Genomic DNA, 17023 nt, shown 5'->3' with positions numbered 1-17023 from the left:
AGCCCACCCCGCGCCGTGATACGGTTGCAGAACAACGGCGCGGGGTGGAGCAGCTCGGTAGCTCGCTGGGCTCATAACCCAGAGGTCGCAGGTTCAAATCCTGTCCCCGCTACTGAAGTCGGCGATGAGAGTCGTACGACACCGAAGGCCCGGATCCTGAAAAGGATTCGGGCCTTCGCCATGTGCGAACGCATGTGCCGACATGGGGTACGGCCGTGCCGCCGTGGGGAGTTGGGGGCGGTGTGTTTGACTTGTCTCTCTGTGGGCATGTCGACAAAACGCTGAAGTGACCTCAATGGCTGCGGTATACCAGGTGTACCCAGTTTGCAGGTGGTGCGACGATGGACGTTATGGGGGACAAGGCAACTCTGTTCGAGACAGGGCGTTTTGTGCAGCCTTCCCGGCCCGACCAGGCCGGGGAGGCGACCGAGGATGCCGCCGAGGAGCTCCGTCACCGGCTCGCCGCCGAAGCCGGCGATGTCGAGGCGATGAGCGTGCTCGGGGCCATGCTGCTGCGCCGCGGAGATCTGGACGGAGCCGAACCCCAGCTGCGTGCCGCCACCGCGGCCGGTGACCGGGCCGCCGCCAACAACCTGGGAGTCCTTCTCCACCAGCGCGGTTACGCCGACGACGCCGCCGGATGGTGGCGGATCGCCGCCGTCGCCGGGTCCGCCGCGGCGGCCCACGCGCTGGGCCGCCACCACCGTGAGCGAGGCGACGAGCCCGCCGCCGAGTACTGGCTGCGGCAGTCCGCCGAGCAGGGGCACGCCCTGGGCGCCTACGCCCTCGCCGATCTGCTGGAGCACCGCGGTGACGACGTCGCCGCCGAGCGGTGGATGCGGGCGGCGGCCGAACGGGGGCACCGGGAGGCCGCGTACCGGCTGGCGCGGGCACTCGACCGCAAGGCGGCGGGTGAGACGGGGGCCGGGACCGACGACGCTCTGGCGGGAGAGGCCGAGCAGTGGTATCGCCAGGCCGCCGCGCGCGGGCACCGGCGGGCCGCGCTGCACCTCGGGGCGATCCTGGAGAAGCGCGGCGAGCTCAAGGAGGCCGGGCGCTGGTATCTGACGTCCGCCAAGGACGGCGAGGCGCGGGCCGCCTGCGCGCTCGGGTTCCTGCTGCGGGACGCGGGCGACACCGAGAGCGCCGCCGTGTGGTGGCTGCGGGCCGCGCAGGACGGCGACGGCAACGCGGCCAACGCGCTGGGCGCACTGCACGCCGAGCGCGGTGAGCCGCAGACCGCCGAGCGCTGGTACCGGGCCGCGATGGACGCCGGGGACGACAACGGCGCGTACAACCTGGCCCTGCTCTGCGCCGAGCAGGGCCGGACCGCGCAGGCCGAGCAGTGGTACCGGCGCGCCGCTTACGCCGGCCACCGCGAGGCGGCGAACGCGCTGGCCATCCTGCTGCTGCGGGGCGGGGACCAGGCGGGCGCGGAACCGTGGTTCTCGAAGGCGGCCGAGGCGGGGAGTGTCGACGCCGCGTTCAACCTGGGGATTCTGTTCGCGGGGCGGCGCGAGGAGTCCGTCGCGCTGCGGTGGTACGAGCGGGCGGCGGGCGCCGGGCACACCGAGGCGGCACTCCAGGTCGGGATCGCGCGGCTGCGGGACGGGGACGAGCGGGAGGCGGAGCGGCACCTGCGGTGCGCGGCGGGGGGCGGCAGCGCCGAGGCCGCGTACCGGCTGGCCACCGTGCTCGACGCGCGGCGCCCGCCGCAGCCCGCGCACGAGCTGGGCGAGGTGGTGCACGAGAAGAGCGAGTGCGAGGAGTGGTACGAGCGGGCCGCCGGTCAGGGGCACCGGAGGGCGCAGGTGCGGGTCGGGATGCTGGCCGCCGCGCGGGGCGATGTCGTGGAGGCGGCTCGGTGGTACCGGCAGGCGGCCGAGGCCGGCTCCCGGAACGGGGCGTTCAATCTGGGGCTGCTGCTGGCTCGGGAGGGGAGTGAGCCCGAGGCGGCGGTGTGGTGGACGCGGGCGGCTGACGCGGGGCACGGGCGGGCGGCGTTGCGGCTGGCCCTCGTCTACGCGCGTCGGGGCGAGCTGGCGGAGGGGCAGCGGTGGGCTGATCGGGCGGTGTCCCTCGGGCCGCGGGAGGTGTCCGAGCGGGCGGCTCGGCTGCGGGACGCGTTGCGGCAGGAGCTGTCGGCGTAGCGCGTGGCGCTGGGCTGGGGGCGGGTTGGTGGCCTCAGCGAAAAGCTTCCCGACGCCCACCACAGCACGGTGCTGACCTGCGCCAATACATGTCGGCCAAGCGATTTGCTTCTCTCCGCGTCCTTGACGTAATGTTGCATTCATCGCCGCGGGGTGGAGCAGCTCGGTAGCTCGCTGGGCTCATAACCCAGAGGTCGCAGGTTCAAATCCTGTCCCCGCTACTGAAGGCCCAGGGCCGGAAGCCGAAAGGTTTCCGGCCCTGGTTCTGTTTATGAGCGGTGGCCCACCGCCTCCTCGTACAGGGATCTGTCCACCGTCTTCGACTCCGCCAGCGCGTCGCCCTCGGCCACGCCCTGGGCGCGGTACGCGGACTGGAGGCGGTCCGTCGTGCCGGCGCGGATTTCCCAGTCCATGCGCAGAGACGGGGTCGACTCGAGGACCGCCTTGTCCGACTTCAGGAGCTTCGCCAGGTAGGCGACGAAGGCCGGGTCCTTCTTGTAGTCGGACGCGAAGTGCGTGTTGATCGTGCGGATGTAGGCCCGGAGCAGGGCGACCCCGGCGTCCACGTCGTCGCCCAGCAGGTTCGGGCCGTACAGCATGCCGCCCAGGGGCTCGCCGGCCGGCTGGCCGCCCAGGAAGGCGTACCCCGTCTTGCCGTCGACCTTGCGCCAGACCGGGTCGAGGAGCCAGGCCGAGTCGACGCCTCCGTTCTGCAGCGCCGTGAGGACGTCGGCCGAGCCCAGCTGCTGGTACTGGATCTCGTCCAGGCCGCCGCCGTGCTTCTGAAGGGCCTTCTCCATGGGGTACGCGATCACGGAGCCCTTGCCGATCATCGTGCCCAGCTTCCGGTCGGCCATCGCCACCCGGTCCGCGCTCTCGCCCTGCTTCAGCCGCACCCACAGGCCGCTCTTCGAATTCGGGCCGGGCGAGAAGTTCCCCGCCACCCACCTGATGTCGAAGCCGCCCCTCAGGCCGTTCATGACGGCCGCCTCCGGGGCCGCCCACAGCGCGTCGACATCGCCCTTGGCCAGCAGTGGGAGGGCGTCCGGCGTCGGCAGGACCTTCAGGGTGACGTCCAGGCCCTCCTTCTTGAACTCGCCCTTGTCGAGCGCCACTCGCAGCGGTGCCACGTACTCGGCGCTCAGCGTCCCGGTCGCGATCGTCAGCTTCCGGGGCTTGGCGAGGGGCTGGGGGGCGGGGGCTCCGGGGAGGCAGCGGGCGGCCACTCGGTTCGGGGTGCGGTCCGCCGGGTTCGTCCAGGACGTGTCGCCGCAGCCCTCCACCGGCCGGATCGTGCGCGTTCCCCCGCCCGCCTTCGGCTCCGAGTCGCCGGCGTACGGCGACGAGCAGGCCGCCGACGCCAGCAGTACTCCGACGGCGGCTACGGCACCGTATGCACGTCGCCCGCTCACGATTGCCCCCGTCCTCGGTCCCTCGGTGCCCACGGGGTGAGCAAGCGGCCCACGATCCGCACCAGTTCGGAGAAGACCACCCCCAGGACGGCGACGCAGACGATGCCGACGAACATCACGTCGTTCTGGAACAGCGCGCGAGAGTCGAAGATCAGGTGGCCGAGGCCGTTCGCGGCGGCGATCTGTTCCGAGGCGACGATCACCAGTACGGCGACGCCCGCCGCTATCCGCGCGCCGACCAGGACCTGCGGCAACGACGCCGGCAGCAGGACGTGGCGGAACATCTGCCAGGGCGAGGCGCCGAAGACCTGGCCCGCGTCCCGGTGGCCCAAGGGGACGGCCATCACCGCCGACATCGTCGAGATCCATACGAAGAAGAAGACCGTCGCCGCCACCAGGGCCACCTGCGGGCCCTCGCCCAGGCCGAACATGTTCAGGAAGATCGGGAGCAGGGCCAGCTTCGGGACGACGTACAGGGCGTCCAGCAGGGGTTCCAGGGCGGCCCGTACCAGGGACAGGGAGCCCATCAGGAGGCCCAGGGCGTAGCCCGCGGCCGTGCCGATCGCGTAGCCGGCCAGGACGCGCTTCAAGGTTGCCCAGACGTCCGGCCACAGATCGCCGGCCGCGGCCCGGTCCCAGCCGTCGGCGAAGATCGTGGACGGCGCCGGGTAGACGCGGTCGTCGATCCAGGCCTGGGCGGCGGCCAGCTGCCAGAGCAGGATCAGGAGGAGGGGAACGGCCGCCGCGAGGGACAGCTCCAGGGCGCGCCGCCGGCGGTGGGCGCGTACGGGACGCAGCTCCTGGGGTCCCGGGCGGCGGGTCAGGACCGATTCGGCGGGGGGTTTGGCGACCGTGGTCATGCCAGTACCGCCTCCTTGCGCAGCAGGTCCCACAACTCGCTCTTGAGGGAGGTGAATTCGGGCGTATCGCGGATGTCGCCGGAGCGCGGGCGCGGGAACGGCGGGCGGTGTTCGGCGATGATCCGGCCCGGGCGGGCGGACATCACCAGGACCCGGTCGCCGAGGACGATCGCCTCTTCCAGGCTGTGGGTGATGAACAGGGTGGTGCCGCGGGTGGTCTGCGTGAGCTCCAGCAGCTCCTCCTGGAGGATCCAGCGGAGCTGGGCGTCGAGGGCGGCGAACGGCTCATCCATGAGGAGGAGTTCGGGCTCCACCGCGAGCGCGCGGGCGATCGCCACGCGCTGGCGCATGCCGCCGGAGAGGGCCGCCGGATAGGCGTCGGCGAAGTCGGCGAGGCCCATACGGGTCAGCCACTCGTCGGCCCGCGCGTTCGCCTCACGGCGCGGGACGCGCTGGATGTCCAGGCCGAAGCGGACGTTGGCGCGGACCGTCTTCCAGTCGTAGATGCCGTAGTCCTGGAAGATCATGGCGGCCGGGCGCAGGGTCGAAGTGCGGATCTCCAGCGTGCCGGCGCTGGGGCGGAGCAGGCCCGCGGCGATGCGCAGGAGCGTGGACTTGCCGCAGCCGGACGGGCCCACGAGGCAGACGAACTCGCCGGGGGCGACGGACAGGTCCAAGGGGCCGAGGGCGTCCACCGCCCCGGCGCCCCGGCCGAACGTTCGGGTCAGAGCATGTGCGCTGAGTTTCGGATACGGCTCTCCCACGGGGTCTCCTCGCGGAGTGCGGAACGGACTGGTGGGTGCCGCAGACGATATGACGACCCGTCAGATACGGGAAGTGTGTACGCAGCAGAAAGCCCCGGCTCCCTTGAGGGGGCCGGGGCTTCTGGGGAAAGTCGTTATGCCGCCGCGCAGTTCGGGCAGACGCCGCGGTACGTCACCTCGACGCCCGAGACGGTGAAGCCGAAGCGCTCCGAGTCGGGGAGGTCGGCCAGCGGGTTGCCGCTGGGGTGGACGTCCCGGATCGCGCCGCACTGGGCGCACACCAGGTGGTGGTGCGGCCGGTGGGCGTTCGGGTCGTACCGCTTGGCGCGCTTGTCGGTGGCTACTTCCAGTACTTCGCCGAGGGAAACCAGCTCGCCCAGCGTGTTGTAGACGGTGGCCCGGGAGATCTCTGGCAGCTTGGCGACGGCTCGTGCGTGGACCTCGTCGGCTGTCAGGTGGACGTGGTCGCCGTTGAGGACCTCGGCCACGACGCGCCGCTGCGCGGTCATCCGCCATCCGCGTCCGCGCAGCCGTTCCAACAGGTCACTCATGCGGGCCAGCCTAACAGTAGGGGGAACAGATCCCGACGGGGTGTGACTTTGGAGCGTCACTTGACTTAGACATTGTCCATTGTAGGATCAAGGCAGGCCTTTGGCCAAGCGACAGGAACAGGCAGAAGTGACTTTTGGTGCCATGACCGCATCCCGGACTCCGCACACCGCCGAAGGATCGCGCGGTAGGAGCCTGCGGGGTGCGCGGACGCACAGGCCATGCTTCCGGCAGCCCCGCCGGGTCGGTGACGGCCCGCCCGTGCCCCGGCTGTTCCACCACCCCCCGCAGTTCCTGAGCACTGTGCTCCGCCCCATCCGGAAGGATTCCCATGACTGAGAACCATGACGCGATCGTCACAGACGAGAAGCCGGAGGAGGCAGGCGGCTGCCCGGTCGCGCACGGGCGTGCCCTGCACCCGACCCAGGGCGGCGGAAATCGCCAGTGGTGGCCGGAGCGGCTCAATGTGAAGATCCTTGCCAACAACCCGGTCGTGGCCAACCCCCTCGGCGAGGAGTTCGACTACGCCGAGGCGTTCAAGGCCCTCGACCTCGCTGCCGTGAAACAGGACATCGCCGAGGTACTGACGACCTCGCAGGACTGGTGGCCGGCCGACTTCGGCAACTACGGCCCGCTCATGATCCGGATGGCATGGCACAGCGCGGGCACGTACCGCATCAGCGACGGCCGCGGCGGTGCCGGCGCCGGTCAGCAGCGGTTCGCCCCGCTCAACAGCTGGCCGGACAACGGCAACCTGGACAAGGCCCGCCGTCTGCTGTGGCCGGTCAAGAAGAAGTACGGCCAGAGCATCTCGTGGGCCGACCTCATGATCCTCACCGGCAATGTCGCCCTGGAGCAGATGGGCTTCGACACCTTCGGCTTCGGCGGCGGCCGTGAGGACGTCTGGGAGCCCGAGGAGGACGTCTACTGGGGTCCCGAGACCACCTGGCTCGACGACCAGCGCTACACCGGCGACCGCGAGCTGGAGAACCCCCTCGGCGCCGTCCAGATGGGCCTCATCTACGTCAACCCGGAGGGCCCGAACGGCAACCCGGACCCGATCGCCGCGGCCCGCGACATCCGTGAGACGTTCCGCCGGATGGCGATGAACGACGAGGAGACGGTCGCCCTGATCGCCGGCGGCCACACCTTCGGCAAGACCCACGGCGCGGGCCCGGCGGAGAGCGTCGGCAACGACCCCGAGGCCGCCTCGATGGAGGAGCAGGGCCTGGGCTGGAAGAACAGCTTCGGCACCGGCAAGGGCGGGGACGCCATCACGTCCGGCCTTGAGGTGACGTGGACGGAGACGCCCACGCAGTGGAGCAACAACTTCTTCAAGAACCTGTTCGAGTACGAGTACGAGCTCACCCAGAGCCCGGCCGGCGCGAACCAGTGGGTGGCGAAGAACGCCGAGGCGATCGTCCCCGACGCACACGACGCGTCGAAGACGAAGCTCCCGATGATGCTCACCACCGACCTGTCGCTGCGCTTCGACCCGATCTACGAGCCGATCTCGCGCCGCTTCTACGAGAACCCCGACCAGTTCGCGGACGCCTTCGCGCGGGCCTGGTACAAGCTGACCCACCGCGACATGGGCCCGAAGTCGCTGTACCTCGGCCCCGAGGTCCCGGCAGAGACCCTGCTGTGGCAGGACCCGCTGCCTACGGCGGAGGGCGAGGTCATCGGCGCCGCGGACATCGCGGCCCTCAAGGCCAAGCTCCTCGACTCGGGCCTGACCGTCTCGCAGCTGGTCACCACCGCGTGGGCGTCGGCCTCGACCTTCCGCGGCAGCGACAAGCGCGGCGGTGCCAACGGCGCGCGCATCCGCCTCGAGCCGCAGCGCGGCTGGGAGGTCAACGAGCCCGATCAGCTCGCGACGGTCCTGAGCACCCTCGAGAGCGTCCAGCGGGAGTTCAACGCCGGCGCCACGAAGAAGGTGTCTCTGGCCGACCTGATCGTGCTCGGCGGTTGCGCGGGCGTGGAGAAGGCCGCCAAGGACGCCGGCTACGACATCGAGGTGCCCTTCACCCCGGGCCGTGTCGACGCGACCGAGGAGCACACCGACGCGGAGTCCTTCGCCGCGCTCGAGCCGAGCTCCGACGGGTTCCGCAACTACGTCGGCAAGGGCAACCGCCTGCCGGCCGAGCACCTGCTGCTCGACAAGGCGAACCTGCTGACCCTGAGCGCTCCCGAGATGACGGTCCTCGTCGGCGGCCTGCGCGTGCTGGGCGCGAACCACCAGCAGTCGCAGCTCGGCGCCCTCACCGCGACCCCCGGGGCCCTGACCAACGACTTCTTCGTCAACCTGCTCGACATGGGTACGACGTGGAAGTCGACGTCCGCGGACCAGGCCACGTTCGAGGGCCGCGACGCCGCCACGGGCGAGCTGAAGTGGGCCGGCAGCCGTGCCGACCTCGTCTTCGGCTCGAACTCCGAGCTGCGCGCGCTCGCGGAGGTCTACGCGAGCGACGACGCGAAGGAGAAGTTCGTCAAGGACTTCGTCTCGGCGTGGGACAAGGTCATGAACCTGGACCGGTTCGACCTCGTCTGATCAGCCGGAACTGGAGCCGCTGAGATAGCGGCTGTAGCGACCAGCGGCGGGCCGGATTCCCTCCACGAGATCATCGAGATCGTGGAGGGGATCCGGCCCGCTCTCGTGCTCAGGCCGGTACGCGATGCCGCGTCGGCGCCCAGCAGCGGATGATGTCGCGGACCGAGACGATGCCGACGGGCTCGTCCCGGTCGAGGACGATGAGGTGACGGAAGCCGCCGTGGGTCATGGCCTCGGCCGCCTCCTCCAGGGTCCAGGTCGGGGCGGCGAAGACGACGTCGGTGGTGGTGTGGGCGTGGACGTGCTCCGTGTCGGGGCTCTGGCCGAGGCCCACACAGTTGAGGACGTCGCGTTCGGTGAGGATGCCGATGCCGCCTGCGTCGGGGTCGAGGACCACGGCCGCGCCGACCCGGCGGGCGGACATCAGGGCGGCGGCCTGGCGGAGGGTGTGGGTGGGGCCGATGGTGAGAACCACCGTGCTCATGGCGTCGCGGACCAGCATGGGTTGCGAGTCACCTCCTAAGAATCCACGGATAGTTCATGGATTCACAAGTTCACAAATGAGGGTACTCTCAGAGTGGCAGGTAAAGCGGAGGTCAACAAGAGGGCGTGCGCGCTTATCTGTATCCCTCAGTAGCGCTCGTTGAGGTACCCCAGGAACTCGTCGTGCAGCAGGCCGTTCGACGCGGCCGCGTTGCCGCTGTGCGGGCCCGGGCGGCCGTCGAGGCCCGTGAAGGTGCCGCCGGCCTCCGTCACGATGATCGCGTTCGCGGCCATGTCCCAGAGGGAGAGTTCAGGCTCGGCGCAGAGGTCGACCGCGCCCTCGGCGACCATCATGTACGGCCAGAAGTCGCCGTACGCGCGCGTGCGCCACACCTCGCGGGTCAGGTCCAGGAAGCCGCCCAGGCGGCCCTGGTCCTCCCAGCCGGTGAGTGAGGAGTACGCGAAGGAGGCGTCGGAGAGCTTCGAGACGCCGGAGACGCGCAGCCGGGAGGCCGAGGAGAGGCTGCGGCCGGAGAAGGCGCCGTGGCCCTTCGCGGCCCACCAGCGGCGGCCGAGGGCGGGCGCGGAGACGACGCCGACGACGGGCTGGTAGCCGCCCTCGCCCGCTTCCATCAGGGAGATCAGCGTGGCCCAGACCGGGACGCCGCGGACGTAGTTCTTGGTGCCGTCGATCGGGTCGATCACCCAGCGGCGAGGGCCGGTGCCCGAGATGCCGTACTCCTCGCCGAGGATCGCGTCCCGGGGGCGGGCACGCTGGATCTGGCCGCGGATGAGTTCTTCCGCGGCCTTGTCCGCTTCGCTCACCGGGGTCATGTCCGGCTTCGTCTCCACCTTGAGGTCGAGGGCCTTGAAGCGGTCCATGGTCCCCGCGTCGGCGGCGTCCGCGAGGACGTGGGCGAAGCGGAGGTCGTCCAGGTAGTCGGGCATGTGATGAACGGTATCTGTCGTGCCTGGTACGGGGCTACAGGGGGCCCGTGGGGACGGGGGCGGAGGGCAACGCATGTCGGCGGCCGGGCGTGTCGCGGCCGAAGAGCGCCCCCGCGTGCCTTCGCGAACCCTTGACAGTGCCCGTGTGCGCGTCAAATCTGGGGCGCAGAGCCGATCGCCCTCGGGAGGCGATGATGCCTGCAGCGCGGGAATCCCTGCTGGATGCCGCTTACACGGCGCTGGCGCGCCGGCCGTGGTCCGCCGTGCGGATGGTGGACGTGGCCGCGGCGGCCGGAGTGTCCCGGCAGACGCTGTACAACGAGTTCGGGAGCAAGGAAGGGCTGGCCCGCGCCCTGGTGAGGCGAGAAGCGGACGGATTTCTCACGGGGGTCGAACGCGCTCTGGCCGCGCACGGCGACGCGCGTGACCGGCTGACCGCGACCGCCGAGTGGACCGCCTCCACGGCCCGGGAGAACGCGCTGGTGCGGGCCATGCTCACCGGCTGCTGGAGCGAGCGGCTGCCCTCGCCGACGCTGACAGCCGTGCCCTCCTCCTCGGCCGTGCCGGCGCAGCGCCGGGCCGACGGTCCGCTGCCGTCCCCCGGGGACTTCCTGGCCCTCGTGCGCGACCGGGCCGTGACGGTTCTCTCCGGCCCCGGCACCCCCAAGCCGGACACCGCCGACCTGGCCCGCTCCTGCGAACTCGTCGTCCGCCTCGCCCTGTCCTGCGTGGCGGCCCCGCCGGGCGAGGGTGGCGTCGCGGATCTCGTCCGGAGCGCGCTGCATCGCCAGTTGACGTACGACAGGGCCTAGTTGGGCCTCCCGGGACAACACGCCTAGTGCGCGGACCCCGACAGCTGGAGCCCGATCACGCCGATGATCACCAGGCTGATCGAGACGATCTTCAGGGTGGACACGAGGTCGCCCAGGAAGATCATGCCGTAGATGGCCGTTCCGGCCGCGCCGATGCCCGTCCACACGGCGTACGCCGGGCCCACGTCGAGCTTCTTCAGCGACAGGGTCAGCAGGCCGAAGCTGCCGAGGGCGAAGATGCAGAACGCGACCGTCGGCCAGAGCCTGGTGAAGCCGTGCGACAGCTTCAGACAGACGGCAAAACCGGTCTCCAGAAACCCGGCCACGACGACCAGCAGCCACGCCATGAGCTGTCCTCCCGTAGGTCCACGTGTGTCAGCGTCTTGTGACCGCTTCTTCAGGCTGGTCAGGCTTGGATCCGGCTCGGTGCGATTATGCCCTTACCGGCCCTGCACGTTGACAAACAACGCGGAGGTCAGTCGCCTTCCTCGGTTCAGGTCCTAGTCGCCTTCCGTCCGTTCCCTCGTCGACAGCATCCGGCGCAGCGAGTACAGGCGGGCCGGGTCGGCGTGCCCCTCGGCCACCCACGCGTCCAGCGCGCAGTCCGGCTCGTCGTGACTGCACGCGCGGGGGCAGTTCTCCGTGCCGGGCTCGAGATCGGGGAAGGCGTGGATCACGCGGGACGGATCCACGTGGTGCAGGCCGAAGGACCGTACGCCCGGAGTGTCGACCAGCCATCCTTCGCCGTCCCCCAGCGGCAGGGCCAGCGCCGAGGTCGTGGTGTGCCGGCCGCGGCCCGTCACCGCGTTGACGTGCCCCGTCGAACGCCGCTGCTCCTCCGGTACCAGCGCGTTGACCAGCGTCGTCTTGCCGACGCCGGAGTGTCCGACGAACGCGGTGATCTTCCGGTAGAGCTGCTCGCGCACCCGGGCCACCGCCGCCCCGCTCTCCAGCTCCTCGCGGCTGGTGACGACGTAGGGGATGTCCAGGTGGCCGTACAGCTCCAGCAGCTTGTCGGGCTGGGCGAGGTCCGACTTCGTCATGACCAGCAGGGGTTCCAGACCTGCGTCGAACGCCGCCACCAGGCAGCGGTCGATCAGGCGGGGGCGGGGCTCCGGGTCGGCCAGGGCCGTGACGATGGCGAGCTGGTCGGCGTTGGCGACGACCACGCGCTCGTACGGGTCGTCGTCGTCCGCCGTGCGGCGCAGGACCGACGTGCGTTCCCCGATGCGGACGATGCGGGCCAGGGTGTCCTTGTTGCCGGTCAGGTCGCCGACGATCGCCACCCGGTCGCCGACCACCGCGGCCTTGCGGCCCAGCTCGCGGGCCTTCATCGCCAGCACGATCCGGTCGTCGACGAGGCAGGTCAGCCGGCCCCGGTCGACGGTGAGGACCATGCCCTCGACCGCGTCCTCGTGCTTGGGACGGGTGTGGGTCCGGGGCCGGTTGCCCTTGCGGTTCGGACGGGAGCGGATGTCGTCCTCGTCGGTGTGCTTGCCGTAGCGGCGCATGGAAGAGTCCCTACGCCCCGAGCATCCCGGTCCACATGTCGGGGAAGTCCGGCAGGGTCTTCGCCGTCGTCGCCACGTTCTCGATCTGCACGCCCTCGACCGCGAGGCCGATGATCGCGCCGGCCGTCGCCATGCGGTGGTCCTCGTAGGTGTGGAAGATCCCGCCGTGCAGGGGACGTGGGCGGATGTACAGGCCGTCGGCGCTCTCGGTGACGTCACCGCCGAGTTCGTTGATCTCCTTGGTGAGCGCGGCCAGCCGGTCCGTCTCGTGCAGGCGCAGGTGGGCCACGCCCCGGAGTGTGGACGGGGAGTCCGCGAGGGCCGCCACCGCCGCGATGCCCGGGGTCAGCTCGCCGACCTCGCTCAGGTCGACGTCGATGCCGTGGACCGAGCCCGAACCGGTGAACACCAGGCCGTACTCGGTGAGTTCGCAGGTACCGCCCATTTCGGTGAAGATCTGGCGCAGCCGGTCACCGGGCTGGGTGGTGCGGGCCGGCCAGTCGGGGATGAGGACCCGGCCGCCGGTCACCAGGGCCGCCGCCAGGAACGGCTGGGCGTTCGACAGATCCGGCTCGACGGTCAGGTCCCGGCCGAGCAGGGCGCCCGGGGTGACCCGCCAGACGTTCGGCTCGCCGCCCGACTCCGGGGTGTCGACCTGGGCGCCGACCGCGCGCAGCATGTCGACGGTCATGCGGATGTGCGGCATGGAGGGGAGCGAGGAGCCGATGTGACGGACCTCGACGCCCTGGTTGAAGCGTGGGCCGGACAGCAGCAGCGCCGACACGAACTGCGACGACGAGGACGCGTCGATCTCCACCTGGCCGCCGTCCAGGGCGCCGCCGCCGTGCACGGTGAGCGGCAGCGCACCGCGGCCGTCGTCGTCGATACGGGCGCCGAGGACGCGCAGGGCGTCGATCACGCCGTTCAGGGGGCGCTCGTACGACCTCGGGTCGCCGTCGAAGCGGATGGGACCGTCGGCGAGCGCGGCGACCGGTGGCAGGAAGCGCATCACCGTGCCGGCGTTGCCGACGTCGACCGTGGCCGGTCCGCGCAGGCCGGCCGGCAGCACACGCCAGGTCTCGCCCGTGCCGTCGGGGCCCACGCCCTCCTCGATGCCGACGCCCATGGTGCGCAGCGCGCCGGCCATCAGCAGGGTGTCGCGGGAGCGCAGGGGGCGGCGCAGCCAGCCCGGTTCGGAGGCGAGGGCGGCCAGTACCAGGGCGCGGTTGGTGACCGACTTGGACCCGGGCACGTGGACCGTGGCGTCGACGGCTCCGCTCGCGTGCGGGGCGGGCCAGAGGGTGGTGTGTGCGGGGTTGTGGGCCATGGGCCCCACTTTAGTGGTCGGCCGTCGTTCGGGTGCGGCGCCGTTGTGGCTGGTCGCGCAGTTCCTCGCGCCCCTGACGCTGCCCCTTCGGGGCGCGTCATCCCTCCAGTAGCCAGCGCCCCCCTCCTATCAGCGAGCACAGCGACACCGCATGGAACAGGAACAGCCACATCCCCGCCGGCACGTGCGTGAGCCGTGACAGCTGGTCCGCGTCCGAGTCGCCCGCTCCGCCCCGGGACCGCTTCGCCTGCAACTCGAACGCCGGGCGTACCCCGCCGATCAGCAGGAACCACACCACCGCGTACGCGAAGGCCGCCTGCACCTGGGGTCCGGTGAGCCAGGACACCACCAGGAAGATGCCGCCGGTGAGGATCACCGTGAGGGCGCCGTAGGCGTTGCGGATCATCACCAGCATCGCCACCAGCAGGATCGTCGCCAGCCACAGCAGCGCGGTGATGTGACCGGCGCCGAGCAGTGCGGCGCCGCCGAGGCCGAGCAGCGGGGGCGCGGTGTAGCCGGAGGCCGCGGTGAGGATCATGCCGAGGCCGTGCGGCTTGCCGCGGCTCACGGTCAGGCCGCTGGTGTCGGAGTGGAGCCGTATGCCGGTGAGGGTGCGGCCGGTGAGCAGCGCGACCAGGCCGTGGCCGCCCTCGTGCGCGATGGTGATGGCGTTGCGCGCGATGCGCCACAGGCCGTGCGGGACGACTACGGCGAGCGCGGCGACCAGGGTCGCGAGCACCACCCACAGGTCGGGGTCGGGCTGGCTGCCGAAGATCTCGTCCCAGAGGGAGGCGAGCGAGTCGGATGCGGTGGTGTGCATGTTCGGCAGTGGCTCCCGTAGGTCTCGGTGAATCTGGCAGTCTGGCACGCATGTGCGGACGGTATGCATCGAGTCGTGGGCCCGAGGATCTCGCAGGAGTCTTTGAGATCGAGAAGTGGGAGCCCGAGGAGACCTTGGCGCCCGACTACAACGTCGCCCCGACCAAAGAGGTCTACGCCGTCCTGGACCGTCCTCTCAAGGACGTCGACGACCCCCGGCCGGTTCGGCAGCTGCGGAAGCTGAAGTGGGGTCTGGTGCCGAGCTGGTCGAAGACCCCCGAGGGCGCGGCCCGCATGATCAACGCCCGTGCGGAGACCGTGCACGAGAAGCCGTCGTACCGCCGCGCCTTCGCCACCCGGCGCTGCGTCATCCCCGCCGACGGCTACTACGAGTGGGTCACCGGCAAGCAGGAGCGGGACCTGGAGGCCGAGGGGAGGAAGAAGCGGCCGCGCAAGCAGCCGTACTTCGTGCTCCCCGCCGACGGCTCGGTGTTCGCGATGGCCGGGCTCTACGAGTTCTGGCGGGACAAGACCCTGCCCGACGACCACCCGAGGGCCTGGTGGGCGACGTGCTCGGTGATCACCACGGAGGCGGAGACGAGTCCGCTCGCGGTGGCGCCCGGGGAGGGGCCGTACACGCTGGCCGACATCCACCCGCGGATGCCGCTGATGCTGACGCCGGACCGTTGGGACGCCTGGCTCGACCCGTCCCGCACGGACGCCGAGGAGCTGCGCACGCTGCTCGCGCCGCCGCCCGAGGGGCTGATGCGGGCGTACCCCGTGACGACAGCGGTCAGCAACGTCCGCAACAACGGGCCGGAGCTGCTCAAGGAGCTGGAAGGGCCGGAAGAGGGCACACTCTTCTGACGTGACGAACGCGATGAATGTGACGAACATTACGAACATGGCCAAAGAGACCGTCGAGATGGCCGAAACCGATGCCGGTCCCGCCCGCATCACCTGGCACCGGGCGAAGAAGCCGCGGCTCGTTCTGGCGGTGAGCCACGGCGCCGGCGGCGGGATCGAGGCGCGGGACCTCCAGGCACTCGCGAGCGTCCTCCCGGGGCACGGCGTCACCGTCGCCCTCGTCGAGCAGCCCTGGCGCGTGGCCGGAAAGAAGGTGGCGCCCGCGCCCAAGACCCTCGACATCGGCTGGCGCGGCAGCTGGCCCGCACTGGCCGAGCCGGGACTCCCGGTGATCGCGGGCGGCCGCAGCGCCGGGGCCCGCGTCGCCTGCCGTACGGCCGTCGAGCTCGGTGCCCACGCCGTCCTCGCCCTCAGCTTCCCCCTCCATCCACCGGGCAGGCCCGAGAAGTCGCGCGCCGGGGAACTGCTCGGGGCGGGGGTGCCGACCCTCGTCGTACAAGGAGGCAACGACCCCTTCGGGAAGCCCGAGGAGTTCCCCGAGGGGTCGTACGAACTCATCGAGGTGCCTTACGGTGATCATGGCTTCGCCGTGCCGAAGCGGGCGCCCGTCGACCAGGATCAGGCGCTGGCGGTGATCACGGACGGAGTCGTCGCGTGGACCGCGTCACTCGGATAACGGCTCGGGAATGTTGCGGCTCGGACCTCTGTTGTGGCCGACAGAAGTGCTGAAACACCAGCACCGTCGTCGTAGGAGAGGAAGTCCGCCACATGGGTTCGACCTACTGCCCTGACCGCAGCAGCCGTGCCGATCTGGACTGGACGGTGCTGCACGTGGCCAAGACCGCTCCTATTCGAGCGGCGGGCGGACCGGATCGTCGTCTATCCTCCGATTCTGGTGGGGCCGGTCTCGGTCCTGCCCGGAATCTTGAGGAGGTGGGTCCGGTCACCGGTACTGACGCAGGGACCGAACACGGCCAGGCGGAGCAGCCCGAGGGCCTGGGCAGCACGGGCACGGAGTCGACTGCGGAGCGCAGCGCGCGCTTCGAGCGGGACGCGCTCGAGTTCCTCGACCAGATGTACTCGGCCGCGCTGCGCATGACGCGCAACCCGGCCGACGCCGAGGATCTGGTGCAGGAGACGTACGCCAAGGCGTACGCGTCCTTCCACCAGTTCCGCGAGGGCACCAACCTCAAGGCGTGGCTGTACCGGATCCTCACGAACACCTTCATCAACTCCTACCGCAAGAAGCAGCGCGAGCCCCAGCGCAGTGCGGCCGAGGAGATCGAGGACTGGCAGCTGGCGCGTGCCGAGTCGCACATGTCGACGGGTCTGCGCTCGGCCGAGTCGCAGGCGCTGGACCATCTGCCGGACTCGGACGTGAAGTCGGCACTTCAGGCGATCCCCGAGGAATTCCGCATCGCCGTCTATCTCGCCGATGTAGAGGGCTTTGCCTACAAGGAGATCGCGGACATCATGGGGACACCCATCGGTACGGTGATGTCCCGCCTGCACCGAGGCCGCCGTCAACTGCGCGGCATGCTGGAGGACTACGCCCGCGAGCGCGGACTGGTCCCGGCCGGCGCCGGAGAGTCGAACGAAGCGAAAGGCTCGGGCTCATGAGCTGCGGAGAGCCGCACGAGACGGACTGCAGTGAAGTCCTGGACCATCTGTACGAGTTTCTCGACAGTGAGATTCCGGACGTCGATCGCGACAAGTTCAAGCAGCACTTCCAGGAGTGCTCGCCGTGCCTGGAGAAGTACGGCCTCGAAGAGGCCGTGAAGAAGCTGGTCAAGCGGTGCTGCGGACATGACGACGTGCCGACGGACCTGCGCTCCAAGGTCTTGGGGCGGCTCGACCTGATCCGCTCCGGGCAGGCCGTCCCCGAGCACGACGTGACAGCGGCCCCGCAGGAGTCCTGAACTCCCACCGGGGAACGGCCCGTCGTCACCCGAATGTGCTAATCCGCGGGT

General features: G+C 70.6%; 17 protein-coding genes and 2 tRNA genes. 9 read left to right on the top strand and 10 right to left on the bottom strand.

What is annotated here, in order from left to right; all coding sequences use genetic code 11:
- Nucleotides 1–38 precede the first annotated feature (38 nt).
- From AB0I77_RS09125 to AB0I77_RS09115, 3 genes are all read left to right on the top strand, one after another.
- Nucleotides 39–112, top strand: a tRNA-Met gene (locus tag AB0I77_RS09125).
- A gap of 229 nt (nucleotides 113–341) precedes the next feature.
- Complete coding sequence (locus AB0I77_RS09120) at nucleotides 342–2150, top strand: tetratricopeptide repeat protein (protein ID WP_363281745.1); 1809 nt, start codon at nucleotides 342–344, stop codon at nucleotides 2148–2150.
- Nucleotides 2151–2297: 147 nt separating this feature from the next.
- A tRNA-Met gene (locus AB0I77_RS09115) sits at nucleotides 2298–2371 on the top strand.
- Between the two features lie 48 nt (nucleotides 2372–2419).
- Here AB0I77_RS09115 and AB0I77_RS09110 read toward each other — a convergent pair.
- The 4 genes from AB0I77_RS09110 to AB0I77_RS09095 all read right to left on the bottom strand — a co-directional run bounded on the left by AB0I77_RS09110 (nucleotide 2420) and on the right by AB0I77_RS09095 (nucleotide 5737).
- Entirely contained in the window at nucleotides 2420–3562 is a 1143-nt protein-coding gene (locus AB0I77_RS09110; protein WP_363281744.1) for an ABC transporter substrate-binding protein, read from the bottom strand.
- On the bottom strand, nucleotides 3559–4422 hold the full coding sequence (locus tag AB0I77_RS09105; protein WP_363281743.1) for an ABC transporter permease: 864 nt from the start codon (nucleotides 4420–4422) through the stop codon (nucleotides 3559–3561). Before AB0I77_RS09105 ends, AB0I77_RS09110 begins: the two co-directional genes overlap by 4 nt.
- Nucleotides 4419–5186 carry an ABC transporter ATP-binding protein gene (locus AB0I77_RS09100; protein WP_363281742.1) on the bottom strand — a complete coding sequence of 256 codons (768 nt, stop codon included), beginning with the start codon at nucleotides 5184–5186 and terminating at the stop codon, nucleotides 4419–4421. Before AB0I77_RS09100 ends, AB0I77_RS09105 begins: the two co-directional genes overlap by 4 nt.
- Before the next feature lie 134 nt (nucleotides 5187–5320).
- Complete coding sequence (locus AB0I77_RS09095; RefSeq protein ID WP_363281741.1) at nucleotides 5321–5737, bottom strand: Fur family transcriptional regulator; 417 nt, start codon at nucleotides 5735–5737, stop codon at nucleotides 5321–5323.
- Nucleotides 5738–6066: 329 nt separating this feature from the next.
- Here AB0I77_RS09095 and katG point away from each other — a divergent pair, with 329 nt between their 5' ends.
- Nucleotides 6067–8286 carry a catalase/peroxidase HPI gene (gene katG, locus AB0I77_RS09090; protein WP_363281740.1) on the top strand — a complete coding sequence of 740 codons (2220 nt, stop codon included), beginning with the start codon at nucleotides 6067–6069 and terminating at the stop codon, nucleotides 8284–8286.
- 109 nt (nucleotides 8287–8395) lie between these two features.
- Here the strand turns inward: katG and AB0I77_RS09085 are convergent, their stop codons facing one another.
- Together AB0I77_RS09085 and hisN are read right to left on the bottom strand one after the other, a co-directional pair.
- Nucleotides 8396–8788, bottom strand: coding sequence for a CBS domain-containing protein (locus tag AB0I77_RS09085; RefSeq protein ID WP_363281739.1), 393 nt, complete (start codon nucleotides 8786–8788; stop codon nucleotides 8396–8398).
- Nucleotides 8789–8916: 128 nt separating this feature from the next.
- Nucleotides 8917–9717, bottom strand: coding sequence for a histidinol-phosphatase (gene hisN, locus AB0I77_RS09080; RefSeq protein WP_363281738.1), 801 nt, complete (start codon nucleotides 9715–9717; stop codon nucleotides 8917–8919).
- A gap of 191 nt (nucleotides 9718–9908) precedes the next feature.
- On the opposite strand from hisN, the gene AB0I77_RS09075 reads away from it, so the two are divergent.
- A complete protein-coding gene (locus tag AB0I77_RS09075; protein WP_363281737.1) occupies nucleotides 9909–10529 on the top strand; it encodes a TetR/AcrR family transcriptional regulator in 621 nt (206 codons plus the stop codon).
- A 23-nt stretch (nucleotides 10530–10552) separates the two neighbouring features.
- Here the strand turns inward: AB0I77_RS09075 and AB0I77_RS09070 are convergent, their stop codons facing one another.
- The 4 genes from AB0I77_RS09070 to AB0I77_RS09055 all read right to left on the bottom strand — a co-directional run bounded on the left by AB0I77_RS09070 (nucleotide 10553) and on the right by AB0I77_RS09055 (nucleotide 14187).
- Nucleotides 10553–10876: a multidrug efflux SMR transporter gene (locus AB0I77_RS09070; RefSeq protein ID WP_363281736.1), complete on the bottom strand. Its 324-nt coding sequence runs from the start codon at nucleotides 10874–10876 to the stop codon at nucleotides 10553–10555.
- A gap of 153 nt (nucleotides 10877–11029) precedes the next feature.
- A complete protein-coding gene (rsgA, locus tag AB0I77_RS09065) occupies nucleotides 11030–12040 on the bottom strand; it encodes a ribosome small subunit-dependent GTPase A (RefSeq protein ID WP_363281735.1) in 1011 nt (336 codons plus the stop codon).
- Between the two features lie 10 nt (nucleotides 12041–12050).
- Nucleotides 12051–13367 carry a 3-phosphoshikimate 1-carboxyvinyltransferase gene (gene aroA, locus AB0I77_RS09060; protein ID WP_363281734.1) on the bottom strand — a complete coding sequence of 439 codons (1317 nt, stop codon included), beginning with the start codon at nucleotides 13365–13367 and terminating at the stop codon, nucleotides 12051–12053.
- Nucleotides 13368–13464: 97 nt separating this feature from the next.
- Nucleotides 13465–14187: a M50 family metallopeptidase gene (locus AB0I77_RS09055; protein WP_363281733.1), complete on the bottom strand. Its 723-nt coding sequence runs from the start codon at nucleotides 14185–14187 to the stop codon at nucleotides 13465–13467.
- 50 nt (nucleotides 14188–14237) lie between these two features.
- On the opposite strand from AB0I77_RS09055, the gene AB0I77_RS09050 reads away from it, so the two are divergent.
- The 4 genes from AB0I77_RS09050 (at nucleotide 14238) to rsrA (ending at nucleotide 16972) form a co-directional block, all read left to right on the top strand.
- Complete coding sequence (locus tag AB0I77_RS09050) at nucleotides 14238–15053, top strand: SOS response-associated peptidase (RefSeq protein ID WP_363281732.1); 816 nt, start codon at nucleotides 14238–14240, stop codon at nucleotides 15051–15053.
- A 37-nt stretch (nucleotides 15054–15090) separates the two neighbouring features.
- A complete protein-coding gene (locus AB0I77_RS09045; protein ID WP_363281731.1) occupies nucleotides 15091–15729 on the top strand; it encodes an alpha/beta family hydrolase in 639 nt (212 codons plus the stop codon).
- Nucleotides 15730–15986: 257 nt separating this feature from the next.
- Nucleotides 15987–16673, top strand: coding sequence for an RNA polymerase sigma factor SigR (gene sigR / locus AB0I77_RS09040; protein ID WP_363281730.1), 687 nt, complete (start codon nucleotides 15987–15989; stop codon nucleotides 16671–16673).
- Nucleotides 16670–16972, top strand: a complete 303-nt coding sequence (gene rsrA / locus AB0I77_RS09035; RefSeq protein ID WP_363281729.1) for a mycothiol system anti-sigma-R factor — start codon at nucleotides 16670–16672, stop codon at nucleotides 16970–16972. The genes sigR and rsrA overlap by 4 nt, the downstream gene beginning before the upstream one ends.
- Nucleotides 16973–17023: the final 51 nt, after the last annotated feature.

Source organism: Streptomyces sp. NPDC050619, from assembly GCF_040654815.1.
Lineage (GTDB): Bacteria > Actinomycetota > Actinomycetes > Streptomycetales > Streptomycetaceae > Streptomyces.
Note: the sequence above shows the minus strand (reverse complement) of the source record. Positions and strands in the feature narration are given on the sequence as shown.